At 71.7% G+C, this 25,326-nt stretch carries 17 protein-coding genes; 8 read left to right on the top strand and 9 right to left on the bottom strand.

Translation table 11 applies throughout. The annotated features are described in order from the left end of the window. Positions 1-230: 230 nt before the first annotated feature. The 4 genes from K7C98_RS14865 (at position 231) to K7C98_RS14850 (ending at position 5,928) form a co-directional block, all read left to right on the top strand. A complete protein-coding gene (locus K7C98_RS14865) occupies positions 231-1,136 on the top strand; it encodes a family 2A encapsulin nanocompartment shell protein (RefSeq protein WP_224192311.1) in 906 nt (301 codons plus the stop codon). Beyond that, positions 1,123-3,336, top strand: coding sequence for a family 2A encapsulin nanocompartment cargo protein cysteine desulfurase (locus K7C98_RS14860; RefSeq protein ID WP_224192310.1), 2,214 nt, complete (start codon positions 1,123-1,125; stop codon positions 3,334-3,336). Before K7C98_RS14865 ends, K7C98_RS14860 begins: the two co-directional genes overlap by 14 nt. Positions 3,337-3,357: 21 nt before the next feature. Continuing rightward, complete coding sequence (locus K7C98_RS14855) at positions 3,358-4,320, top strand: rhodanese-like domain-containing protein (protein ID WP_224192309.1); 963 nt, start codon at positions 3,358-3,360, stop codon at positions 4,318-4,320. A gap of 357 nt (positions 4,321-4,677) precedes the next feature. Beyond that, positions 4,678-5,928, top strand: a complete 1,251-nt coding sequence (locus tag K7C98_RS14850; protein ID WP_224192308.1) for a hypothetical protein — start codon at positions 4,678-4,680, stop codon at positions 5,926-5,928. 91 nt (positions 5,929-6,019) lie between these two features. On the opposite strand, the gene K7C98_RS14845 is transcribed toward K7C98_RS14850, so the two are convergent. From K7C98_RS14845 to rnk, 6 genes are all read right to left on the bottom strand, one after another. Further along, positions 6,020-6,511, bottom strand: coding sequence for a nuclear transport factor 2 family protein (locus K7C98_RS14845; protein WP_224192307.1), 492 nt, complete (start codon positions 6,509-6,511; stop codon positions 6,020-6,022). Between the two features lie 227 nt (positions 6,512-6,738). Then, the gene (locus K7C98_RS14840; protein WP_224192306.1) at positions 6,739-8,223 is read right to left on the bottom strand and encodes a hypothetical protein; all 1,485 of its coding nucleotides are present in this window, start codon (positions 8,221-8,223) and stop codon (positions 6,739-6,741) included. Between the two features lie 817 nt (positions 8,224-9,040). Continuing rightward, the gene (locus K7C98_RS14835; RefSeq protein ID WP_224192305.1) at positions 9,041-11,053 is read right to left on the bottom strand and encodes a hypothetical protein; all 2,013 of its coding nucleotides are present in this window, start codon (positions 11,051-11,053) and stop codon (positions 9,041-9,043) included. Positions 11,054-11,268: 215 nt separating this feature from the next. After that, a complete protein-coding gene (locus K7C98_RS14830) occupies positions 11,269-12,093 on the bottom strand; it encodes a spermidine synthase (protein ID WP_224192304.1) in 825 nt (274 codons plus the stop codon). Between the two features lie 275 nt (positions 12,094-12,368). After that, positions 12,369-13,808, bottom strand: coding sequence for a ferritin-like domain-containing protein (locus K7C98_RS14825; RefSeq protein WP_224192303.1), 1,440 nt, complete (start codon positions 13,806-13,808; stop codon positions 12,369-12,371). Positions 13,809-14,215: 407 nt separating this feature from the next. Further along, the gene (rnk, locus tag K7C98_RS14820) at positions 14,216-14,626 is read right to left on the bottom strand and encodes a nucleoside diphosphate kinase regulator (protein WP_224192302.1); all 411 of its coding nucleotides are present in this window, start codon (positions 14,624-14,626) and stop codon (positions 14,216-14,218) included. Positions 14,627-14,930: 304 nt separating this feature from the next. Here rnk and ada point away from each other — a divergent pair, with 304 nt between their 5' ends. Beyond that, positions 14,931-16,004, top strand: coding sequence for a bifunctional DNA-binding transcriptional regulator/O6-methylguanine-DNA methyltransferase Ada (gene ada / locus K7C98_RS14815; RefSeq protein ID WP_224192301.1), 1,074 nt, complete (start codon positions 14,931-14,933; stop codon positions 16,002-16,004). Positions 16,005-16,065: 61 nt separating this feature from the next. Here the strand turns inward: ada and K7C98_RS14810 are convergent, their stop codons facing one another. Beyond that, a complete protein-coding gene (locus tag K7C98_RS14810; protein ID WP_224192300.1) occupies positions 16,066-16,914 on the bottom strand; it encodes a hypothetical protein in 849 nt (282 codons plus the stop codon). A gap of 175 nt (positions 16,915-17,089) precedes the next feature. Further along, a complete protein-coding gene (locus K7C98_RS14805) occupies positions 17,090-18,691 on the bottom strand; it encodes a mechanosensitive ion channel family protein (RefSeq protein ID WP_224192299.1) in 1,602 nt (533 codons plus the stop codon). A 415-nt stretch (positions 18,692-19,106) separates the two neighbouring features. On the opposite strand from K7C98_RS14805, the gene K7C98_RS14800 reads away from it, so the two are divergent. From K7C98_RS14800 to K7C98_RS14790, 3 genes are read left to right on the top strand one after another with little or no spacing between them, the layout of a single operon-like run. Beyond that, positions 19,107-20,504 carry a family 2B encapsulin nanocompartment shell protein gene (locus K7C98_RS14800; RefSeq protein ID WP_224192298.1) on the top strand — a complete coding sequence of 466 codons (1,398 nt, stop codon included), beginning with the start codon at positions 19,107-19,109 and terminating at the stop codon, positions 20,502-20,504. A 44-nt stretch (positions 20,505-20,548) separates the two neighbouring features. Continuing rightward, positions 20,549-21,940, top strand: a complete 1,392-nt coding sequence (locus K7C98_RS14795) for a family 2B encapsulin nanocompartment shell protein (protein WP_224192297.1) — start codon at positions 20,549-20,551, stop codon at positions 21,938-21,940. A gap of 8 nt (positions 21,941-21,948) precedes the next feature. Continuing rightward, a complete protein-coding gene (locus tag K7C98_RS14790; RefSeq protein WP_224192296.1) occupies positions 21,949-24,294 on the top strand; it encodes a terpene synthase family protein in 2,346 nt (781 codons plus the stop codon). A gap of 80 nt (positions 24,295-24,374) precedes the next feature. On the opposite strand, the gene K7C98_RS14785 is transcribed toward K7C98_RS14790, so the two are convergent. Then, entirely contained in the window at positions 24,375-24,986 is a 612-nt protein-coding gene (locus K7C98_RS14785; protein ID WP_224192295.1) for a hypothetical protein, read from the bottom strand. Positions 24,987-25,326 lie beyond the last annotated feature (340 nt).

The following is a 25,326-nucleotide window of genomic DNA, read 5'->3' as shown; positions in this document are numbered from 1 at the left end:
GAGGTGCGCGAGACCCAGGCGGCGGACCGTCGTCCTCGCGCTGTGCACAGCGATCGGGTGATCCGTGAGTCATACGAACGTTGTTATGTCGCGACCATCGCGCGATCGATCGAGGCAATCGCGGCGATTGTGAACGCGGTGTTTCTGTTAATCTGGCCCATCGTCGCACGGACCCCCCGACCGGCCCGCGGACGGTGTTCTTTCGGAGCATCTCGACCATGGCAGACCGAATGGCAGAACGACGGAATTCGATCGGCGAGCGCGCCGCACGGCAGCTCGCGAACACCACCAAGACCCCGCCGCAATGGCGCGGCGCGACGCCCCGCTGGCTGACGCAGATGCTGCCGTGGACGCCGGTGGAGGCGGGCGTCTACCGCCTCAATCAGGCGCTCGACGACGACTTCGAGGTCCGCTGCAGCCCGGAGTCGGGCGAGCAGCTGCCGCGCGCGCTGAGCGACTACGACGTGCAGCCGCGCGAGTACGTGCTGACGTCGATCACGACGACGGTGGAGATCGATACGCGGGTGTCGGACCTGTTCCGCAGCCCGATGGACCAGGTCAAGGAGCAGCTGACGCTGGCGGTCGAGAAGCTCAAGGAGAAGCAGGAGCGCGAGCTGCTCAACAACCGCAGCTACGGCCTGCTCAACAACGTCGACCCGGACATGAAGCTGTCGGCCCGCAGCGGTCGGCCGAGCCCGGACGACATGGACGAGCTGATCTCGATGGTGTGGAAGGAGCCGGCGTTCTTCCTGGCCCACCCGAAGGCGATCGCGGCGTTCGGCCGCGAGTGCACCCGCCGCGGCGTGCCGCCGGCGACGACGATGCTGTTCGGCTCGCATTTCCTGACCTGGCGCGGCCTGCCGCTGGTGCCGTGCGACAAGCTGCCGCTCCGCGGCAACAAGACCGACATCTTGCTGCTGCGCACCGGCGAGCGCAAGCGCGGCGTGGTCGGCCTGTTCCAGCCGGGCATCCCCGGCGAGGTGAGCCCGAGCCTGTCGGTGCGGCTGATGGGTATCAACCAGGCGGGCGCGGCCTACTACCTGCTCTCGCTCTACTGCTCGGTCGCGGTCCTCACCCACGACGCGCTCGGGATGCTCGAGGGCGTCGCGCTCGATCACTACTATGAATACACTTGATCCGAAGGAGCTGGGCCTCGCCACGTCGCTGCTGCCGAGCGCGGCGGCGACGCCCACGAGCGCCGCGCCGACCCCGGGCGTCGCGCTCGCCGGAGCCCAGGTGCCGGGGGCGCCGACCCACCCCGACTGGGACCCGAGCGCGCTGGCGCTGCTGGTCGGGAAGATGGCCAATGACCTGTTCGCCGCGCCGCCCGGCGCGAGCGAGGCGATGCGCGCGTCGCCCGGGCTGCCGACGCAGGCGGGCGCGGCGGCGTCCCCGTCGCTGCCGCAGGCGGAGCCCCGCACGGCGGAGCTGTCCTCCCGGCCAGGTTCGCCGGCGCCGCCGGATCCGGCGCGCGCGGCCCATCTGTCCTTGGGGACAGGAGAGGACGCGCCGGGCCCGGCGCAGGCAATTGCCGCGCGCGGGATTGGTCTGTCGTCGAGGCCGGGTGCCTCGACGACGTCGTTCGCGCCGGGCGACGGCCCGCGGGCGGCGGAGCTGTCCTCGCGGCCAGGTGCGTCGTCGCCGTCGTTCGCGTCGGGCGACGGCGCGCGGGCGAATGAGCTGTCCTTGCGGCCAGGTGATGTGCCGGCGCCGGTGGAGCTGGTCCGCGGGCTCGAGCTGTCGTTGCAGCCCGACGCGGGCGCGACGGCGACGGCGCTGGCCGAGGGGGAGATCGCGCGCGCGCTGACGGCGGTCAAGCCGATGTCCGCGCCGCCGCCGACGCAGATGCCGGGCGAATTCCCGGCGTCACCGTTCGCGACGCCGCTGCGCCTCGACGGGCTCGGCGAGGTCGATCCGGCGGCGCTCTCGCTGCCGGCCCGGGCCGCGCTGGCGCTGGTCGACGAGCGCTTCACGACGCCCGCGGCGGCCGAGGAGGCCGCCGTGCCGTACTGGTTGGCGGCGCCCGACTCGGTGTCGCTGCCGACGGTGGACGTGCCGACGTACGAGGTCTCGCCGCTGGCGACGCCGCTGCAGCGCTCCGCGGGGATGTTCGACGCCCACGCGCTGCGCCGCGAGTTCCCGATCCTGCAGGAGCGGGTCCACGGCAAGCCGCTGGTGTGGCTCGACAACGCCGCCACCACGCAGAAGCCGCGGGCGGTGATCGAGCGCCTGGCCCGCTTCTACGAGCGCGAGAACTCGAACATCCACCGCGCGGCGCACACGCTGGCGGCGCGGGCGACGGACGCCTACGAGTCGGCGCGCGAGACGGTGCGCAAGTTCCTGAACGCGCCGTCGACCCGGGACATCGTGTTCGTGCGCGGCGCGACCGAGGGCATCAACCTGGTGGCGCAGAGCTGGGGCCGCCGCAACGTCGCCGCCGGCGACGAGGTGGTGATCACCTGGCTCGAGCACCACGCCAACATCGTGCCGTGGCAGCAGCTGTGCGCCGAACGGGGGGCCCGCCTGCGGGTCGCGCCGGTCGACGACACCGGCCAGATCGTCCTCGAGGAGTACGAGAAGCTGCTCGGCCCGCGGACGCGCCTGGTCGCGCTGCCGCAGGTGTCGAACGCGCTCGGCACGATCACGCCGGCGCGGACGATGATCGAGATGGCCCACCGCCACGGCGCGCTGGTGCTGCTCGACGGGGCGCAGGCGGTCTCGCACATGGCCGTCGACGTGCAGCAGCTCGGCTGCGACTTCTACGTGTTCTCCGGCCACAAGGTGTTCGCGCCGACCGGCATCGGCGTGGTGTTCGCCAGGCAGACGCTGCTCGACGCGACGCCGCCGTGGCAAGGCGGCGGCAACATGATCGCCGACGTGACCTTCGAGCGCACGGCGTATCAACCCGCGCCGGCGCGCTTCGAGGCCGGCACGGGCAACATCGCCGACGCGGTCGGGCTCGGGGCGGCGCTCGAGTGGCTCATGCGCGTGGGCCTCGCCAACGTCGCGCGCCACGAGCACGACCTGCTGGTCCACGGCACCGAGTGCCTGGCGACCGTGCCGGGGCTCACGATGATCGGCAGCGCGCCGGACAGGGCCGGCGTGCTGTCGTTCGTGCTGGCCGGGCAGAAGACGGAGGAGGTCGGCGGCCTGCTCGACCGCGACGGGATCGCCGTCCGCTCGGGCCACCACTGCGCGCAGCCGATCCTGCGCCGCCTCGGCGTCGAGGCCACGGTGCGGGCCTCGCTCGCGCCCTACAACACGCACGAGGACATCGACGCGCTGACGGCCGCGCTGCGGCGGCTGCAGGCCGGTCATGGGGCGCGGCGGGGGTAGCCGCTGCGCTATGATGAGCCGGTGCCGCGCATCCTGAGTCCCCGAGAAGCCGAGCCCCTCGTCGCCGCCGGGGAGGTCGACGTCGTCGATGTCCGCGAGCCCGACGAGTGGGCCGCGGGCCACGTCCCCGGCGCGCGCCTCGTGCCGCTCGGCGAGCTCCGCGACGACCCGCGCGCCAGGCTCCGCGGCGACCGGGTGCTGCTGGTGTGCGCCCGCGGCTCCCGCAGCCTGACGGCGGCGAAGCTGTCCGAGCAAGCCGGGGTCGCCGAGGTCTACTCGCTCGAGGGCGGCACGATCGCGTGGGCCGACGCGGGCCTGCCGGTCGAGCGGCCGCAGGCGCCGCGGCGCGAGCCCGCGGCGAGCGAGCCGGCTGCGCGTGATGATTCCGCCGCGTCGTCGTGCGGGCTGCCGGAGCCGACGCTCGACGCGGTGGTGGGCAACAACCTGCGGGCGCTCCGCGGCCGCCGCGACCTGTCGCTCGACGCGCTGGCGCGCCAGACGGGCCTCGGTCGCGCGCTGCTCGGCCAGATCGAGAACGGCCGGGTGTCGCCCTCGGTCAGCGTGGTGTGGAAGCTGGCCCAGGCGTTCGACGTGCCGTTCTCGGCGCTTCTGAGCACCCCGCAGCGGGTGGCGACCCGGGTGATGCGCGCCGCTGAGGCGCGCCGCCTCGTGAGCCCCGACGGCCGCTTCTCCTCGCGCGCCCTCTATCCGCTCAACGAGGAGACGTCGGCCGAATTCTACGAGCTGTTCTTCGCCGCCCACAGCCGCGAGGACGCGGCGGCGCACCGCCCGGGCACCAAGGAGCTCCTGGTCGTCACCGCGGGCAAGCTCGAGATCGAGGTCGGCGGCGAGCGGTTCGAGCTGGCCAGGGGCGACGCGATCTCGTTCGTCGCCGACGTGCCGCACTCGTACATCAATCGCGGCAGCGAGGATTGCTGGGCCAACCTGGTGATGACATACGTGTTCGCGGCGCCGCCGACCTGACGACGCAGTGAGAGCATTCGTCCTGCGAGCGTTCGCGCCGGCATATTCGTACATCTCGCCGCGGGCCTCCTCGTCGCATAGGGGGCGAGCCGGTCGATGAATGCCTGATCCATGGTCGTGGGGGATCCTCCGACACAGGGGGACCACGCTGCGTCGATGGGAATTGCCCTGGTGCGGAAGCTCTGGCCGGGGGGCCCACCAGTTCCTGCTCGAGGCACGCTCCCGAGCGCGAGCGTGATAGGTTCGCGCGCACCGAGTCACTGCTCCGATCCCCCATTGGCTCCGGTGAGCGCGATGACGAAAGCAAAGTCCCGTCGTAATTCCTCCAAGGCATCACTCTCGCCGGGGGTGGATCCGGTGGGTCCGAAGCACGCCAGGTTGCTCGAGTTCCTCGCCACGCGCGGGCAGGTCGAGTTCGACGCCAAGCAGGTCAAGCGTGCGCGTCAGCTGTTGAAGGAGGCGCGCGCCGAGCTGCTCGGGCCGTTGCCGACGAACACCAGGGCGACGATCATCGACGGCTGGGTCCGTCGGATCACGCTGAGTTGCCGGGAGGCGCGCGAGCTGTGGCCGGAGATCGCCGCGGGCCCGCCGGCCCTGGCGCGACTCGAGGAGATCGAGGTCCTGTTCGACGACGAGCTCGACGCGTGGGTCGAGGTCGCGAGGCAACATCCGCTGCGCGTCACTCGCTTCCACCTCAACGGCGAATACGTCGACCAGGACACCGGCGAGGTCCTCGCCGAGGGCGAGGGGTCGGGGGACATGGTGGCCGCCGCCGCGGCGCTCTCGTACGCGACCGAGCTCGTGTTCGAGCTCTACATCGACGATACGTCGTCGTTCGCCGCGCTCGACCTGCCGGAGCTCACGACGCTGTGGGTCCGCTCGAATACGTACTCGGAGGACGGGCTGGACGATCGGGTGCTGGGCACGCTGTGGCAGGCGCGCTGTCCTCGGCTCCGCCGGCTGGGGTGGGAGGCGAGCGGTGCGATCGATCCGGCGGTGGCGCTCGCGGCTCCGTCGAACATCACCGAGCTCGGCGTCTGGAGTTCGAACCGCGTGGCCGTGCTCGAGGCCCTCGTGGCGAATCGGCCCTCGCTCACTGCGATCGGCATGGCCGACCGGGATAGCGACGAGCCCGACGACCTCGACGACGACGCCCTGCGCCGGCTCGGCGAAGGCCGGCGCATGTTCGCCCCGCGCTGCTCGTACTACCGGGCCTTCAACGCCGGGCATCGGCTGCTGCACGCGCTCGAGCGCGAGGCCGACGGCGCGGAGCACTTCGCGGCGCTGCGCGGGCGCCACGCCCACCACGCGAACGTGCACTTCCAGTACGGCAACGCGCTCACGGACCTGTATGCGAAGGTCGACGCGTACTGCGAGGCGCTCATCGTCGATCCCGATCACCTGCCGTCGCACGCCAACCTGGGCAACACGCTGCTCGCCCTCGGGCGCCCGGCGATCGCCATCCCGCACGTCCGCCGCTACCTCGACGCCAATCCGACATTCGCCGGCGGCTGGCGCAACCTGGCCAGGGCCCACCGGGCGCTCGGCGAGGAGGCCGAGGCGCTCGCCGCCGAGGCCAACGTCCCGCCGGACGAGGACGACGAGTAGCGCGGCAGGATGCCGACCTGTCCTCAGGGATAGGTCGTGAATCGGCAGACATGCGCCTCGTCAGCGAGCTGCGACGACGGTCGTTTTCGCGTCAGGACGGCTGCGGCTTGTTGAACCACAGCGCGTTGACGATCAGCCAGCGGTCGCCGAAGCGGCCCATGTGGAAGTAGTCGACGAACCACGGCGTCTCGACGCGCACCACCGCCGCGGTGCCGGTCACGTCGAGCACGCGCACCGAGCGGTTCCACTGCTCCTTCGGCGTCTTGAGCGCGCCCTGGCGCGTCAGGTCGATCAATTCGTCGGCGCTCATCCGGCGCAGCGGAAACACCTCGCGCGCGGTCGGTCCCGCGGCCGCGACGGCGCGCTTGGCCAGGTCGGGGTGCAGCGCGCGCGCCACCCGCTCGGCGTCGCCCTCCAGCTGACCGTCGACGTAATCGTAGGCGACCGCCTCGATCGCCGCGCGGGTTTTGGCGTCGAGATCGGCGGTCGGCGGAGCGGCCTTCGCGGGCGGCGGGGCGGCGGCGGCCCGGGGCGGCGCGGTCGAGGTGAGGAGGAAGGCGAGGGCGAGGGCGAGCGAGGACATCGAGTGATTCCGGCGAATTCCGGAATGCTAGCCGACTCGCAGCCGCGTGCCGCTCCTCGCTCCGTACGTCTTCGGCGAGGGACAGGCGCGGGAGGTTCGTGTCCTCCGCGGGCCACGCGCGGTCCGAACTGCTTCGCGTCACCCGCGAAGCTCTTCGCCTGCAGGGTGCGTGTGTACCTGTCCTCGACGACAGGTACTCGTATGGGCCCACGATCCGTCGCGCGCCTTTACTGCACGACATCGGTCGCGGCCACCGCCCCGGCCGGCAGCGGCGCGCCGACGGTGAACATGACGAGCTCCGAGCCACCGGGCGGGCCCTCGAAGTCCTCGACGCAGGCGTCATTCGCGTCGAGCCGGAAGCCGCCCCAGTTCGGGGTCGAGGCCAGCACCGGCAACAGCTGCACCGACCCGTCGAAGGTGGAGCCGACGGCCCACGCGGGTTGCGGCGGGGACTCCAGGCAGTTGTCGTCGACGGACGCGTAGGCGATCTGCTGCGTGCACGCTGCGTCGAGGAAGCTGTTGACGGCGACGGCCGCGACGACGGGGACGCAGACCGGCTGGTCGCCCCAGGGCCGGAACCGGCAGGTGGAGTCGAGCTCGGGGTCGAAGAACTCGCCCGAGGCGAGGAACGGCTCGCCCTCGGGGTTGCCGTGGAGGATGTGGCGGAGGCGGGCGCCGTCGACGTGGTGGACGGTGACGAGGCCGAAGTCGTCGTCGGTGAGCACGTCGGACAGCGACCACAGCTCCTGGAACAGCTGGGGGTCGAGCGAACCGCACTGGTCGCCGCTCGGGCGGAACACCTGCTGCGGATCGATCTGGGCGACGACGCGCCGGCGATCGAGCACCTTCTGTTCGCAGCCTTGCCACTCGAAGCGCCGCGCCGTCCCCGGGGTCTCGTCGGCGGGGAGGCACGCGCTGGCGCCGATCGGCACGCTGCAGGCGGCGTCGCCGAACAGACGGACGCTGATCGGCTCGTAGCGGCCGAACCACCGCAGATCCTCCGCGCCCTCTCCGGCCGCGACGTGCTCGGCGTGCTCGCGGTCCCACGCGCCCACGATCGCCCGCGAGCCGTCGTCGGCGTCGAGGATCAGCGGGACGATCCGGCTCGTGCCCGTGGCCGGCGTGATCGTGGCGGTCACGAATTCGGCGGGGGAGACCTCGGTGACCAGGAAATAGCCCGGGTCCTGGCCGATCTCGTGGCATTCGCCGCCGATGCCGAAGTGCACCGTGCCCGTGAACGGCTCGCCGAGGCGGAAGAACGTGCCGGGGTTGCACAGGTCGTCCTCGTTGCGGACCTCGAGGATCTTCGACGGCGTCTGCGACCAATCCTGGTCGCGCACGATCGGGAGCGTGCAGCTGGCGTCGCCGAACTCCAGCTCGCCCCGCGCCTCCGGATAGCAGCGCTGCACCCCGTCTGCGCCGCTGCGGAACGCGCACCGCACGTCGAGCAGCGTGTCTTGCCACGCCACGAGGTACTTCGAGCCGTCGTCGGCGACGCGGAGGATCGGGCGCAGGCGGGTCCCCGGCTTCGGCTCGAGCTCGGAGTCCCAATCGTCCGGCAGACCGGGCTCGCCGGTCTCGGTGGGCGAATCGCTGGTCGGCTCGACGGTGGTCGGCCCCTCGGTCATCGGGCCTGAAGTGTCCGTGGCCGACGGATCCGTGTCACCCGGCGCCGGATCCGGCTTGACGCAGGCGACGACGCCGGCGGTCATGCACAACAACGAGAAGGTGCGACAAAGAGCAGGCGAAACAACGATGCTGGACATATTAAGTGAGGCTCCAGTGCCCGCGGACGGGCGCAAGGGAAAGATGCATCACCTTTGCCGATCGCTGCCGCCGTCGCAATCAATTTCGCGTCGCGCGAGGCGTAGCCGTCCCCGTGGCCGCTCGTAGAAGCTACGAGGAGCGGGGCGCGGTGAAGCGCGGGGCCCGCGACGGCCGCCGCTGCGCCCCCTGAATCCGCCGCGGAACGGCCTCGTGCTCGTCGGGTGGCAGAGTCGCCGCGGACGGCCTCGGGCTCGTGGGGCGGCAAAGAGCGGGGCCCGCGACGGCCGTCGCGGGCGGACACGGAGCGGCGGAGGACGGCCTCGTGGCTCGTCGGATGGCGAAGTCGCCGCGGCGGCCTCGCGGCTCGTCGGATGGCGAAGTCGCCGCGACGATCCCGTGGTTCGTCGGGCGGCGAAGAGCGGGGCCCGCGACGGCCGTCGCAGGCGGACACGGAGCGGCGGACTGGGACGCAGGCGGGACGGAGCCGCGTTCCACCGCGCGCAGGCGCACAGTCCGTGAGGTGCGAAACCGACCTGTCCTCAACGACAGCTCATGAACGAAGCGACGGCGCCGAGCACGTGGAACGGGAGGGGCCCGCCGTCGCGAGGGGCCCAGTCCGCCGCTCCGTGTCCGCCGTCACCCAGGTCTTCCAGGCCCCGCGCCTGCGATCAACGGAGATGTCCTCAACGCAAGGGAAAGGCCCCGCGCTTGCGAACACGGGACCTGTCCTCAATGCCGAACCTGTCCTCGGGGCCAGGAAGCTCACTCCGGATCGCAAGCCCCGTCGCAGTTCGTCTCGACGATGCCCTCGCGGAAGAACTTGTTCATCGACGCGTTCGCGGCCGCCAGCTTGCGCGGCCCGCCGTGGGGGTCCTCGCCTTCGCGCAGCGGCACGTTGATCGTCGGCTCGGGCGGCAGGCCGAAGTCGAACTCGACCATCGCCGAGCCCGTGTGGCTGCCCTCCACCTCCTCGAGGCCCCAGATCGAGCGATTGACCGGGGCCATGTTGACCACCTCGCCGATCGAGCGGGCCATGATGTGGGCGCCGAGGGTCGTCACCTGGTGGTCGCCGATGGCCACGTGGAGCAGCACCTCGTGCGCCGGCGTGTTGGGCAGCGGGTTGCGGATGTGGTGGCTGTAGCCGCTGGGTTCGGCGCGTTCCCACAGCATTTGGACCAGGCCGAGCACCACCTGGATGTCGATGGGGTCGGGGTACGCGCCCTTGACGACCTGGAAGAAGTTGTCGAAGTCGACGCTGCGGTTGAGCAGGATGTTGTACGGTTGGCCGGGCACTCCGAGCATGCCGCGGGTGACGTCGACCTGGACTGCCATCAGCGTCGCGCCGAAGATCCCGCCCTGGCTGTTGCCGAAGTAATACGCGGCCGACGTGTCGAACATCGCCTGTTCGCCCTGGTAGGTCAGCGACGGGTCGCTGGCGAAGTCGCCGAGCATCATGCGCGTGGCGAGCATGAAATTGAGGATCCCTTGCTGGCCGCGGTCGGGGACGGCGGCGAATTCGTGCAGGTTGCCGGAGCCGAGCGCGCCGACGATCGTCACGATGTCGTCCTCGGCCATGCCGATCCAGTCGACCGCGAACAGGATGTGATTGTAGGTGTCGGCGAACTCGGCGAAGTGGCCGGCGCCGACCTGGCTGCGGCTGCCGAGCAGGCCGTGGCCGTAGGCGACGGGGGTCGACGGGGCCGTGAACGCGCTGTGGGGGATCCGGACGGTGAACGGGAATTCGGCGGTGCCGTTTTGCGTCGGCAGGCCGTCGTCGTCGAGGATGAAGCGGCCGCCCGACTCGGGCTTGTCGAGGTAGAGCGGGACCGTCATCTTGCCGTCGACGCACAGGGCGATGTGCTCCTGGCAATCCTCGGTGATCTTGTCGATCTCGTAGGCGGGGCCGGCCTGGCCGACCTGGGCGAGCGCGTCGTCGCGGATGTGCAGCAGGCGCGAGGTCGTGTTCTCGGTGCTGGCGACGGTGTAGTCCCAGGCCAGCTGGAGGTTGTCGCGCGGGATCCCGGCCTCGCCGAGGCGCTTGAAGATGTCGGCGTAGAGCGGGCGGCGGGCGTCGATCGACGGGTCGTCGGGGAACGGCGTCAGGTCGCGCAGGGCGGCGAACGCCGGCGAGGGCGCGAGCGCCTGGCCGCCGGCGTCGACGACGTCGCGGACGGCGAAGATGTAGCGGGCGCCGTCGCGCGGGCGGTGGACCGGGCGAATCAGCAGAGTGCGCCGCGAGTCGTCGCTCAGCGACATGTCGAGCTCGGAGAAGTGCGGCACGAACTCGCCGGTCTCGGCGTCGAGGACGATGGTCGGGCTGTCGGTCGTGATCGACAGCTCGATGCTCCACGGGCCGGGCAGGCCGGTGATGGTGGCGCCGGGCATGTGGACCATCCCGGGCAGGCCGCCCGAGAAGCCGTCGAGCTCGGCGAACACCTCGGTCTGCGGCAGCACGCCGCCGCTCGACATCGGCAGCGAGCCCGCGGGCAGGGCGACGCGCCGGCCGGTCGGGGTGCTCGGATCGGCGGTGGTATAGACATTGTTGGGGAACGGGAACAGGCAATAATTGGGGTCGAGCGGGTCGCACTCGAGGGTCGGCCAGTCGACGTTCGGGTCGGGCTCGGGGAGGGCGGGCTCGGTGGTGGTGCCGTCGGTGGTCGTCGGGGTGGTGCCGCCGGTGGTGGTGCCGGTCGGCGGCTCCTCAATGGAGGTGGTCGAGCCCGTGGTCGTCGTCCCGCTGTCGGTGACGGCGGCAGAGTCCCCGCAGGCGGCCATGGCGGCGGCGAGCGTCAGAGCGGCGATTGGGGCGGAAAGTGGGCTGTTCCGGGTCACGCTACAGTCTCCCTCGCTCGGTCATATCACAGGCCGCCGGCGGGCCTCGCCGGCGGCCGCGTGCGCTGACACGGAGGTGTCACGGCCTAGCGAGGCTCGTGCGGATCCGCGCGGGGACACGACTCCGCGGGCACCTGCGATCGCGGAGTCGCCGAAGCTCAGGTCGGGGACCGCTGCCACGGCGTGGTGACCTCGGCGAGCGCTGCGAACGAGATCCCCCAGGTGCCGGGCGCGTCGAGGGCGGCGGCGCGGCGGCGCAGCGCCTCGGCGTCGAGCTCCGTGTCCTGCTCGAGCGCGAGGATGATCCATTCGTTGGAGCCGGGGCGGCGGACCACGTATACGCGGGGGAACACCTCGGCGATGGCATTGACGTGCTCGTGGTAGCCGGTCAAATGATGAATGTTGAAGGCCGCGACGCCGCCGGGGCGCAGGCGGGCCTTCACGCGGCGGAGGAAGCCGAGGCCGCGCAATTCTTCGGGGACGCCGGCGTTGTCGGTGCCCGGGGCGCCGGGGTCGAGGTACGCGTCGAGCCAGATGATGTCGTAGGAATCGCCCTCGCCGGCGATGAAGCGCACGCCGTCGTCGGTGAACACGCGCAGGCGCGGGCCGGGGACCACGCCGAACCACTCGGCGGCGAGCCGCACGACCTCGGGGTCGATCTCGACGGCGTCGATGTGGGCCGCCGGCGCGCGCGAATGGAAGAAGCGGATCAGGGTGCCGCCGCCCAGGCCGATGACGAGCAGCTCGCGCGGGTCGTCGACGACCATGAACGGGGCGGCCATCGCCTCGGCGTAGCCGTGGGCCGGCGCGTCGGGGTCCTTGAGGTCGACGATCGTCTGCACGAACTCGTCGCCGCGCTCGCGGACGAAGCCGAGGGTGCGCCGGGTGCCGCGCTGCTGCACGCGGATCTTCGAATACGCGGAGGTGGCCTCGGCGAGGACCTTGCGGCCGCGGACGCTGGCCGGCGGGGCCGGCGGAGGCAAGGCTCGGTCGACGTCGGCGGCGGGGACGGGCGCCGCGGCGGGCGCGGGTTCGTCGGCGGGAGGTCGGCCGCACGCGGCTGTCCCGAGAGACAGGAGGAGGCTCCACGCGAATCTCCGCCCGCCGGCGCGGCGCGAGGGGGCAGGCGAATGTAAGGAGGCGGAGGCGGGGACGCGCACGCGCCGATGGTAACAGAAGACGCGGACGCGGGGCCGGGCGCGCTCGTCCGCGGCGGAAATCGTGAGACCGGCTCCGAGCGGAGCGCGCGTCGCTGCTGTCAGGTCAGGAGGTCGGCGGTCGGGCGGGCGACCGCGAGGTCGTCGAGCAGGGCCCGCGCGCACGGGATGACGACGGAGCGCATGCACTGGGCGGCGAGGGCCACGCGCTCGGCGGCGGGCAGGCGGCCGTGGCGGCGCAAAACCGCGGGATCGAGGCGGTCGGGCGGCGGGGCGACGATGCGGACGGTGAGCGCGTCGGCGACGGCGCGGCGCAGGGCCGGGCCGCCGCGGCCGAGGGCCCACTGAACGGTGCGCCAGGCCAGGGCGGCGTGGCGCTGCTCGTCGGCGGCGATCCGGCGCAGGGTGGCGGCGAGGGCGGGATCGTCACATGTCCGGGCGGCCAGGTCGAGCTCGGCCGCGGCGAGGGTCTCGCCGACGCAGCCCTCGCGGACGACGGCGACGATGATGGCGGTGAGGTCGGACGGCCCGGCGAGCGCGCCGTCCAGCGCCAGCGGGCCGGGGCCGACCGGTGCGCCGCCGTAGGCCGCTGCGAGCGCGAAGGTCAGGCGGGCGTGGACGACCTCGTCGAGCTGGGCGGCGCAGGCGTCCTGGACCAGCGACGGGGTGGCGCCCAGCGCGAGCAGCTGGAGGGTGAAGCGCGCGAACGAGGCGACCGAGGCGTGCTCGGCGAGGGCGTCGGCGGTCCACAGCGCGGCCAGCTCGGCGCGCGCGGCCGGATCGAGGACGGCGATGAATTCGTCGGCGGGGCCGGGCGCGTCGGCCAGCCAGTCGCGGCGGCGGGTCGCGGCGGCGGTGCGAGCTGTCCCTTCGACCAGGAAGGGCCGGCCGTCGGTGCAGTTCCAGCTGTACTGGATGACGTGACAGCACTCGCCGTCGACGGTGAACGGGCCGCAGGCGAGCTGGAAGCCGAAATCGGGGCACAGCTCGGGGATCGGGCCGATGCAGTCGGGGGCGCACGCGTCGCAACTGTCCAGGCCGTCGGGCAGCGGGACGCAGATCCGCATGTAATCATAACAGTCGCTGGCGTTGTAATCCTCGCACCCGGGGATCTCCATGAGGTCGGCCGGCATCAACGGGTCGCCGAGATCCATGAGGCTGACGCACGCAGGCCCGGTGGTGCCGCCGACGTCGCCGGTGCTGGTGCCGGTCGTGGTGCCGGTGGTGGTGGTCGCAGGCTCGACGCCGGTGGTGGTGACGAGGCCCGTGCCGCTGTCGGCGGCGGTGGTGGCGGTGCTGACGAGCGTGGTGGCGGTGGTCGCCGAACCGGTGGTGGGGTCGGGCGCGGCGGTCGTGTCGCCGGGCGCGGTCGAGGTGTTGAGGGGGGTGCTGCTCGTGCTCGTGCTCGTGCCCGTGGCGGTGGCGGTTGCGGTGCCGGCGTCGTCGAGCGGAGGGCGGGTGCAGCCGGGGGCGAGGGTCACGCCGAGGGCGTGCAGCAGGGCGACGCGGAGGCACGCGAGCGAGGACGAGGTTGCCGACATCCCAGCCAGGCTACGCGGGCGCCAACGGCCCGGGAACGCCGCGGCGGGGGCGAGACATCACGGGCGGCCGTGGCGGTGCGGTGATGGATCGCGCAGGCGCTGGCCATGGCGGCGGCGAGCGGCCCGGGAGCAGGTGCGCCGCGCGACGTGCTCGCGGCCGTGCTCGCAGACGTCCGGCGCAGACGCTCCGCGCCCGGGCACGTCAGGTCGGGCGGAGCCGAGCGGGGTCGACGGCCGTGGGGCCGGCGGCCGCGACCGTGGGCGCGAGCGCGCGAGCGGCCGGCTGGAGGGCCGGGGACAGCGGCCCGGCGCCGTCATTCGTGTGACATGTCTGAACGAGCATGTTCATACAGGCATGGCTCTTTTCCCATGTCTGGATGGACATGCACATTCGGACATGTCCGGTGTCACGCGTCGAGGTCGTCGCCCGTGGCCTCGGGCTGGTAGAGGATCTCGAGCACGCGGAGCTCGGCGATGCGGCCGTTGGGCAGCGGCCACTCGATGTCCTGGCCGACCTTGAGGCCGAGCAGCGCGCTGCCGACGGGGGCGAGCACGGAGACGCGGTCGGGCCCGACGTCGGACGGATAGACGAGGGTGAGCTCGAGCTCCCGCTCGGTCCGTTGCTCGCGCAGGCGCACGCGCGAGTTCATCGACACGACGTCGGGCGGGAGCGCCTCGGGGTCGACGACGGCGGCACGCTCGAGCTCGTCGTCGAGGGCGAGCGCGGCGTCGGTGTCGCGCACGCCGGGGCTGGCGAGCAGGCGCTTGAGCCGGCCGAGGTCGAGGCGAGAGATCGTGATCGGTGGGGATGGTTGCATGGGAAAATGCCCTCGGACAAAAAGCGTGAAGCCCGCCGAGAGCGCGGGCTTCGTCTCCAGGATGCGCGATGGATCGCGCGGGCGCAACCGCGGGCGAGCGGGCGCTGCGCGCGGCGATCGGCACATGTCCCTGAAGACATATTGTCGCGCAGGCGGGCGCGCAGTCGGCAGAAGCAGCCGTCTTGCGCGTTCGCCGCGGCAGCCTCGAATTCGAGAGCAAGACCCGGAGTGCATCGCGCCGGGCGAGCGGCTAGCTTGGCTGCGGCGGCGGCGAAGGTCCGCCGACCACGGAGAGGAGAACGTCATGTCCACCAGGTCCGAAGCGCGCGCGGCAGCCGTGACGAGCGATCCTCGTTGGCCCGCCGTGGTCGCGGCCGATCCGGCCGCCGACGGCAGCTTCTTCTATTCGGTCGTGACGACGGGGGTGTACTGCCGGCCGTCGTGCGCGTCCCGTACTCCACGCCCGGAGAACGTCGCCTTTCACACCACTGTGGCCGACGCGGAGGCCGCGGGCTTCCGCGCGTGCAAGCGCTGCAAGCCGGGTCAGCCGTCGCGGGCCGAGCTGAAGGCGGAGCTGGTGGCGCGGCTGTGTCGCTTCATCGAGGCGGCCGAGACGGCGCCGAGCCTCGAGGCGGTGGCCGAGCGCGCCGGCCTCAGCGCGTACCACGTGCACCGGATCTTCAAGGCGGTGACCGGGCTGACGCCCAAGGCCTACGCGGCGGCCCACCGCGACGCCCGCCTGCGCGACGAGCTCGGGCGCCGCAGCACGGTCACGGAGGCCATCTACGGGGCCGGCTACGGCTCGGGCGGGCGCTTCTACGAGCGCGCCGATCAGGTGCTCGGGATGACGCCGTCGGCCTACCGCGCCGGCGGAGCGGCGACCGCGATCCGCTTCGCCGTCGGCGAGTGCTCGCTCGGATCGATCCTCGTCGCCGCGAGCGAGCGCGGGGTCTGTGCGATCCTGCTGGGCGACGATCCGGACCGGCTGGTGCGCGACCTCCAGGACCGGTTCCCGCGCGCCGAGCTGATCGGCGGCGACCCGGAGTTCGAGCGCCAGGTGGCGACGGTGGTCGCGTTCGTCGAGGCGCCGGGGGTCGGGCTCGACCTGCCGCTCGATGTCCGCGGCACCGCGTTCCAGCAGCGCGTGTGGCAGGCGCTGCGCGCCATCCCGGCCGGCGAGCGGGTCAGCTACGCCGAGGTGGCCGAGCGCATCGGCGCGCCGCGCTCGGTGCGGGCGGTCGCCCAGGCGTGCTCGGCCAACGCGCTCGCGGTCGCCATCCCGTGCCACCGCGTGGTCATGCGCGACGGCGGGCTGTCGGGCTACCGCTGGGGCGTCGAGCGCAAGCGGGCGCTGCTCGACCGCGAGGCGAGCGCCTGAGCCGGCGCGGAATGGGCATGTCCTTCAGGGCATGTCCATTCAGACATGTCGAGGCGAGCGGTCAGGGTGGGCTGGCGCACACGCCGATCGCATCGAGCCCGGGCTGCTGCTCGGGGTCGTGCAGGGCGACGCACTCGAGGCCGTCGGGGCACACGCCGCCGACCTCGCAGAAGGGCAGGCAGCAGCCGTCCGTGGGGCCGGCGGTGCATCCCGGCGCGGCCTCGGGCGGGGCGCACAGGAGGCCGCGGTCGCAGGCGTTGGCGGCCTTGCAGGTGGCGTAGATCTGGCCCTCGACGCCCGACGCGTCGGGGGCGCACACGTAACCCTCGCTGCCGGAGGCGCACAGCTCGCCCTCGATGCAGTTCTGCTCGAGCGGGTCGCAGGGCGACAGGCACATGTAGTTGTAGTCGCCGAAGCCCTTGGTGCACAGCTGTCCCTCGGGGCAGGTCGCAACGCCCGCGGCGCCGTCGCACATCTTCACGCAATGGCCGGCGCCGGTGGGGGCGACGTCCCAGCACACCAGGCCGGCGTCGCAGTCGTCGAGGCCGGCGCCGTAGCCGTCCTCGGCGAAGCACAGCTCGCCTTGCTGCTGCGCCGGGTCGACCAGCGGGACGCACCTGGCGCCGTCGAGCTCCTTGTCGCCGTCGAGGCTGTAGAGATTGCACTTCTGGCCTTCGGGACAGTCCTGCTGCCACGGGTCGCACTCGAAGGCGGGGCCGGGGCCGACGTCCGGGACGGGCTGAGGCTGCGGCGTGCCGTCGGTGAACCCCTCGGTCGAGGGGGGATCGTCGCTGCCGTCGTCGAGGTCCTCCGGGGGCTGATCGGTGCCCACGCCGCCGCCGCCCGAATTACACGCCAGCGCGAGGACGAGCGCCGCGGCGCCCCATGATATCGATATCGTCCGCGTCATGATCGAGCACTGTAGTGGGTGGCGTCGCGCGCAGGCTCTGACGTGGATCGGAACTGCCGGCGAAGGAGACGAGCGAGGGGGAGGTGGGAACCTCGGGACTGCCGTGAATCGTCGCGTTCGCCGGTGAATGGGCAGTCTGTCCGAAGGGACATGGATCAGGAGACGGCCGCCGCCGTCAGCGGAGGCCCTGCCCGGTCATGGCGACGATCTGGCACGACTGGGGGGCGACGCCGGCGGCGACGAGGGCGGTCAGCAGCTCGCCGCGCAGCAGCTCGGAGGTGGCGTCGTCGCGGCCGGGCTTGACGCGGGTGACGGTGCGGATCAGCACGCCGGTCGCGGCGAGATCCTGGACCACGAATTCGGAGTCCTCGAGGATATCGGGGCACTGCTCGCGGTAGGCGACGAGGTGGGCCTTGAGGTCGTCGACGATCCGCTGCACGTCGGCGGCGTAGGGGAGGGTGAACTCGACGATCGCGTTGACGTAGAGGCGCGCGTGGTTGGCGACGCTCCGCACCTCGCCGTTGGGGATGCAGTGCAGGACGCCGGCCTCGTCGCGGATCTTGAGCACGCGGATGCCGATCTCCTCGACGTCGCCGACGACGTCGCCGACGCGCACGCGGTCGCCGACGTGGAACATGCCCTCGAACAGGATGAAGAAGCCGGACACGACGTCGCCGACGAACGCCTGGGCGCCGAGGCCGACGGCGAGGCCGAGCAGGCCGGCGCCGGCGAGGATCGGCGAGGTGTCGACGCCGAGCTCCTGCAGGCCCATGACGGTCATGCAGAAGTAGATGGCGTAGCGGAGGATGCTGCTGGCGACCGGGACGAGGGTGAGCCGCTGCTTCTGCTCGGCCTCGCTGCGCTTGTTCGGATCGGCGAGCAGGAGCTCGCGGACGAACAGCTCGAACACCTCGATGATCACGCGGCCGGCGTACACCAGCCCGATCAGGCGGATGCCGATGAGGCCCATCTCGGACAGCCACCCGCCCGGCCGGACCTGATCGAAGATCCAGGTCGCGGCGCCGACGAAGAAGAAGTAATCGAGCGTGCGCTTGGTGATGCCCGCGAGGTGCTCGAGGCGGCCGACGTAGCGCAGGGTGCGGTGGGTCTCGCGCCCGTGGGCGAAGTGGACCACGACGTCGACGGCGAGGTGCGCGATGACGATCATCGTGCGGGCGATCAGGACGCCGAGGACCACGACCGTGACGGTGTCGAGCGCCCGGTTCACCAGCTCCGGCGGTGGTGCGAGCGCGGCGCACAGGGCGAGGGCGCCGAGGAGCGTGCCCCAGCGCAGGGTCACGAGGAGGCGCCCCAGCAGGGTGGCGAGCTGCTCGTCGTGGCGGGCGAACGCGGGGCTCTTGCGCAGGCCGGCGATCAGGTAGCGGACGACGACGCGGATGAAGCGGTGAATGACGAACGCGGCCGCGGCCACGCCCGCCAGCGCCAGGACGAGCTGCAGCGCCGCCGCCGGGTCGCGCAGCACCGAGCCCTGCGCCCACCCCCACAGCATCGGGGCCACGTCCAATTCGTACATGGTGAGGGCCACTGCGGCACAGATCAGCGCGATGCTGACCACGGTGGCGACGACGATGATCGCCCGCGAGGCGCGCCGGGCCAGCGCCGTCGCCTGCGCCTCGTGGTCGGGCGCCCGGACCAGGCGCAGGGCCACCCGCAGCAGCCGGGCCGATTGCCGCGAGAAGAACAGCGACACGAAGATGACGAAGAGGAGCGCCGCGCCGAATACGAGCGCGTTATTCACGAGGGTTGCCGCGGTCATCCGGGCCTGATTCTTACGCAAAGGGGGCTCCGCCGTCGAGGCCGGTTGTCCCCCGATTGTCCGCCGGCGAATCTGATGAGCGCGCGTATTCGCCAATCGTGATGAGCGTCACCAGTGGGCGCCCAGTGGGCGCCCACGGGCGTTTCATGCCACCTCCGCGGCCGCGCAGGTGCGATTGCGTGCTCGCGAGCGCGCGTCGAATTTTACATTGACAGCCTATTTTTGACTGGGTACTAGGTCCCTCAACACAAATTCAATCGACACACTTTCGCGCGATCGGTTCGCGCGGGGATGTCACGAGCCTGTACGGTTCTTGTGACCTCCGAATGACTGCGCCCAATTGCCCAGGGGGGATCCACGCGCAGATTCGGAGGACGGGTCAATCGTCGCAGTGGGAGCAATGTCGAGGTACGTCATGACGAATGCACAGAAACCCGGTGAAGGCGCGCAACAGACCAGCCTGGCGACCGCAGCAGCGCGGAATTTGGCGACGACGACCAAGTCGGAGCCGCAGATGCAAGGGATCAGCTCGCGGTGGCTGCTCAAGGTGCTGCCCTGGGTGCGCGCCGCGGGCGGTGTCTACCGCGTCAACCGCCGCCTGACCTACGCGGTGGGCGACGGGCGGCTCAGCTTCACCAACGTCGGCGCCAAGGTGTCGGTGGTGCCGCAGGAGCTGACGGAGCTGCCGCTGCTGCGCGGGTTCGAGGACGTCGAGGTGCTCGGCGCGCTGGCCGGCAAGTTCGTGCAGCGCGAGTACAAGCCGGGCGACGTGCTGGTCGAGGCCGGCAAGCCGGCCGATCAGGTGTTCCTCATCGCCCACGGCAAGGTGAACAAGATCGGCGCCGGCAAGTACGGCGACGAGACGGTGCTGGGCGTGCTGGGCGACGGGGCCCACTTCGGCGACCAGAACCTGGTCGACGAGCACGACGTGTGGGGCTTCAGCGTCAAGGCCGTGACCCGCGTGATCGCGCTGACGCTGCCCGAGAAGGCGCTCAAGGACGCGGTCGAGCAGTCGCCGGCGCTGCGGACCCAGGTCGAGCGGTTCAAGGCCGCCCGCAGCAAGCCGCAGACCGGGCAGGGCGAGGCCGAGATCGCGCTGGCGGCCGGCCACCGCGGCGAGGTCGCGCTGCCGGGCACGTTCGTCGACTACGAGCTGTCGCCGCGGGAGTACGAGCTCTCGGTCGCGCAGACGGTCCTGCAGGTGCACTCGCGCGTCGCGGACCTCTACAACGAGCCGATGAATCAGACGCAGCAGCAGCTGCGCCTGACCATCGAGGCCCTGCGCGAGCGGCAGGAGCACGAGATGATCAACAGCCCCGAGTTCGGCCTGCTGCACAACGCCGACCTCAAGCAGCGCATCCACACGCGCTCGGGCCCGCCGACCCCGGACGACCTCGACGAGCTGCTGGCGCTGGTGTGGAAGGAGCCGACGGCGTTCCTGGCCCACCCGCGCACGATCGCGGCGTTCGGCCAGGAGTGCAGCAAGCGCGGCATCTACCCGACCGGCGTCGAGCTGCTCGGGCACCACGTGCCGGCGTGGCGCGGGGTCCCGATCCTGCCGTGCAACAAGATCCCGGTGACCGACACGCGCACCAGCTCGATCATCCTCCTGCGCGCCGGCGAGAAGAACCAGGGCGTGATCGGCCTCCACCAGCCGGGCATCCCCGACGAGGTCGAGCCGAGCCTGTCGGTCCGGTTCATGGGCATCAACGAGAAGGCGATCATCTCCTACCTCGTCAGCGCCTACTACTCGGCGGCGGTGCTGGTCCCCGACGCGCTCGCGGTGCTCGAGGACGCGGAGATCGGCCGCTGAGGCCCTGGTGATCACGGATACGCGCAGTAGAGGAGCATGAGGTCATGACGGACACGTCGAAGTTCACGGAATCGGTGCAGGCGAGCCTCGCCACGGCGGCGGCGCGCAACCTGGCGACGACCACCAAATCGCCGCCGCAGATGGTCGGCGTGACCCCGCGCTGGCTGCTGCGCCTGTTGCCGTGGGTCGACGTGCCCGGCGGGACCTACCGCGTCAATCGCCGCCTGACCTACACGATCGGCGACGGGCGCGTCGGCCTCGTCAGCACCGGGCCGCGGGTGCAGGTCATCCCGCGCGAGCTGACCGAGCTGCCGCTGCTGCGCGGATTCGAGGACGAGGCGGTGCTGACGGCGCTGGCCGACCGCTTCGTCCAGCGCGAGGTGGCGCCGGGCGAGATCATCGTCGCCGCCGGCACGCCGGCCGATTCGGTGGTGCTGCTGGCGCACGGCAAGGCGATCAAGCTGGCCCCCGGCAAGTACGACGATGCGCTGGTCCTCGGGCACCTGGTCGACGGCGACCACTTCGGCGACGACGGCCTGGCGACCACCGGCGACGCGTGGCCGTACTCGGTCAAGGCGGTCACGCGCTGCACCGTGCTGACGCTGTCGGAGCAGGTGCTGCTGCAGGCGGCCGCCGACTCGCCGGCGCTGAAGGCCCACGTCGAGGCCTACGCGCGCCGCCGGGACCAGCCGCAGGACAAGAGCGGGCAGCAGGCGATCGCCATGTCGGCCGGGCACACCGGCGAGGCGGCGCTGCCGATCAGCTTCGTCGACTACGAGCTGCGCCCGCGCGAGTACGAGCTGTCGGTGGCGCAGACGATCCTGCGCGTGCACACGCGCGTGGCCGATCTGTACAGCGAGCCGATGGACCAGACGCAGGAGCAGCTGCGCCTGACGATCTCGGCGCTGCGCGAGCGGCAGGAGTACGAGCTCCTCAACAACCGCGAGTTCGGGCTGCTGCACAACGTCGACCTCAAGCAGCGGATCCCGACGCGCAGCGGGCCGCCGACGCCGGAGGACCTCGACGAGTTGCTGTCCCGGCGCCGCTCGACGCGGTTCTTCCTGGCCCACCCGCGGGTGATCGCGGCGTTCGGCCGCGAGTGCACGCGCCGCGGGCTGTACCCGCAGCCGACCGCGATCGAGGGCGCGGCGATGACGGCGTGGCGCGGGGTGCCGATCGTCCCGAGCGACAAGATCCCGATCCGCAGCGACGGCACCAGCTCGATCCTGGCGATGCGCACCGGCGCCGACTCGCAGGGCGTGATCGGGCTGTACCAGCAGGGCATCCCCGACGAGGTCGAGCCGAGCCTGTCGGTGCGCGCGATCGGGGTCGAGGAGCGGGCGATCCAGGAGTACCTGGTCAGCCTCTATTTCTCGGCGGCGGTGCTGGTGCCCGACGCGCTCGGCATGCTCGAGGACGTGGAGATCGGGGCGTAGGGGCGATCATGAGCCAGCCGTTTCAGCTGCCCGACTTCTACATGCCGCACCCGGCGCGGATCAATCCGCACCTGGAGGGCGCGCGCAGGCACACCAAGGAGTGGGCCTACGCGATGGAGATGATCGACACCGGCGTGTGGACCGAGGAGGACCTCGACAACCACGACTACGCGCTGCTGTGCGCGTACACGCATCCGGACTGCTCGAGCGAGGACCTCGACCTCGTCACGGACTGGTACGTGTGGGTGTTCTTCTTCGACGACCACTTCCTCGAGGTCTACAAGCGGACGAAGGACATGGCCGGGGCCAAGGAGTACCTGGCGCGGCTGCGGGCGTTCATGCCGGTCGACCTGGCGACGCCGATCCCGGAGCCGACCAACCCGGTCGAGGCCGGGCTGCTCGACCTGTGGCGGCGCACCGCGCCGTCGCGCTCGGCCGACTGGCGCCGGCGCTTTCACATCGCGACGCGCGACCTGCTCGAGGAGTCGCTGTGGGAGCTCGGCAACATCCGCCAGAGCCGGGTCTCGAACCCGATCGAGTACATCGAGATGCGGCGCAAGGTCGGCGGCGCGCCGTGGTCGGCCGGTCTGGTCGAGCACGCGGCGGGCGCCGAGATCCCGGCGCGGGTGGCCGAGACGCGGCCGCTGCGGGTCCTGAAGGACACGTTCAGCGACGGCGTGCACCTGCGCAACGACCTGTTCTCGTACCAGCGCGAGGTCGAGCGCGAGGGCGAGAACGCCAACTGCGTGCTGGTGGTCGAGCGCTTCTTCGGCGTGCCGACCCAGCAGGCGGCCGACATCACCAACGACCTGCTGACGTCGCGGCTGCAGCAGTTCGAGAACACGGCGCTGGTCGAGCTGCCGCCGCTGTTCGAGGAGCACGCGCTGACCCCCGACGAGCGCCTCGACGTGTTCAAGTACGTCAAGGGCCTGCAGGACTGGCAGTCGGGCGGGCACGAGTGGCACATGCGCTCGAGCCGCTACATGAACAAGGGCGGGCAGGGCGGCGAGGGCAAGTCGATCGAGCTGTCGCCCGAGGCGCTGCCGACGAGCTTCCGCGTCGGCACCGAGCGCCGGCTCGGCCGCGGCGCGGCGTCCGACGCGGCCAGCCGCGCGGCGACGCTGATCGAGCGGGTGCTGAACGGGCCGACCGGCCTCGGCACCTCGGGCGTGCGCATCGGGGTGTCGCCGGGCGCGCTCGGGCTCAAGCGGATCAAGAACTTCTCGCACCTGCTGTTCCAGCCGGTCGGGCCGACCACGCTGCCGGCGTTCACGATGCCGTACACGGCGCGCGTGAACCCCAACCTCGAGCGGGCGAAGCGGCACTGCATCGACTACGCGCGGGCGACCGGGATGCTGGCGCCGGTGCCGGGCGTGCCGGGCGGCTGCATCTGGGACGAGGATCGCGTGGCGGGCTACGACTTCGCGGAGTGCTCGGCGCGGCTCCACCCGGACGCGACGGGGCCCGAGCTCGACGTGTCGTCGGCGTGGCTGACGTGGGGCACGTACGGCGACGACTACTTCCCGGTGGTGTTCGGCGCCACCCGCAACTTCGCGGCGGCCAAGCTGCAGAACGATCGCCTGTCGCTGTTCATGCCGGTCGACGGCCAGCCGACGCCGCCACCGGCGAACCCGCTCGAGGCCGGCCTGCTCGACGTGTGGCTGCGCACCGTGGCGGGGCTCGACGTCGAGGCGCGCAAGGTCTTCCGCAAGAGCGTCGAGGACATGACGGCGAGCTGGCTGTGGGAGCTGATGAACCAGACGCAGCACCGCGTGCCCGATCCGGTCGACTACGTCGAGATGCGGCGCCGCACCTTCGGCTCCGACATGACGATGAACCTGGCGCGCGTCACCAAGGGCGGCAAAATCCCGCGCGAGGTGCTGCTGTCCCGGCCGCTGCGCGGGCTCGAGGACTCGGCGCAGGACTACGCCTGCTTCATGAACGACATCTTCTCGTACCAGAAGGAGATCGAGTTCGAGGGCGAGCTCCACAACATCGTGCTGGTGCTGCAGACGTTCCTCGACATCCCGCGGGAGCGGGCGGTCGAGGTCGCCAACGACCTGATGACGTCGCGCATGCAGCAGTTCCAGCACATCCTGGCCCACGACATCCCGCCGCTGGTCGCCGACACGGGGCTCGACGACGAGGCCCGCAAAGCCCTCGACGCCTACATCGAGGGGCTGAAGGACTGGATGGCGGGGATCCTCGACTGGCACATGATCACGCGCCGCTACCCCGAGAGCGAGCTGCAGCGGCAGCGGGCCAAGTCGATGGACCCGGTGGCGCTGCTCCTCGGCGCGGGGGCGCCGACGCTGCCGCGCGCGCTGGCCATGCTCCTCCGGGCGGCCGGCTGAGCGCCGGATCACGAGCGCGACGACCGGGTTCTTCAGGCGAAGGACCCGGTCGCGTCGCTTGGGTCGCTGGTGACGTCAGCTCATCCGGTCTGCCGCCTGCGGCGCTCCTGCGCGAGCGCGCAGGCGTGGCAGACCAGCGCGAGCGACGCGACAGCCCACGCGCTCCGGGGGTCGGCCGTGATAGCGAGGGTGATCGCGGCGCACCCGAGGATCCACGGGACCCACTCCGCCTCGCCGTCGCGGTAGCGGAGGTAGACGCGGATCGGCGGCAGGAGCAGGACACACGGGCCGATAAACAGCGGCAGCTCGGCGGGCGGCCGCCGGAGCATGTACCATAGAGCAGGTACATCGAAACATGTCCAGAGGGACATGGCCAGGACCGCGCGCCGCGTGAACATCCGGCCCCCGGGGCCAGGTCCCGCGGGCGCGCCGGCGTCCGTACCCCGCGCCGCGCTCCGCCGGCGCTGCGCGCGGACTGCGGTCGCTGCGGTGATGAGACCGGCGAGGGCGACGCCGCCGATGGCGAGACCGTCCGCGGTGGACGCGTGCCGGGCGCGCGGGTCGAGCTGAACGACGCGCGCGCCCTCGGGGCGAGGCTCGGCGCGATCGAGCTGCGCGGCGACGGCGAACGCGACGAGGGCCGCCATTGCGACGAAGATGCCGAGGACGATCGGAACCTCGCGCGGGGCCATGGGGACAGCGAGTCAAATCCCGCGTTCGATGTCAAGCGGCGCCTTCGAGGGGTGTGCGCCACTCGGCGGCGTCGGCGGCGGCCTGGAGCACTCCGTCCTCGGGGCCGAGCTGGACCATGTCCTGGGCGCCGAGCACCAAGGCTGTGTGAGGGTGCCGAGCTTCGACAGGGCGCTCATGGTCGCCTCCACGCTGCGCTGTCGCTCCGGACTCGGCGAAGGTTGGGTGTCACAGGGAGAGAGTGGGGGGATTCAATTGGAGTCGGTGCAGCAGCACTTGATGGCGGGGAGCGCCCAGTCTTGCGCCTTGTCGCAGGAATCACTCTGCGGGACGCCGCCCATG

This window comes from Nannocystis pusilla, from assembly GCF_020073745.1.
In the GTDB taxonomy this organism is placed as follows: Bacteria; Myxococcota_A; Polyangia; order Nannocystales; family Nannocystaceae; genus Nannocystis; species Nannocystis radixulma.
This window is presented reverse-complemented; position numbering and strand designations above follow the sequence as displayed.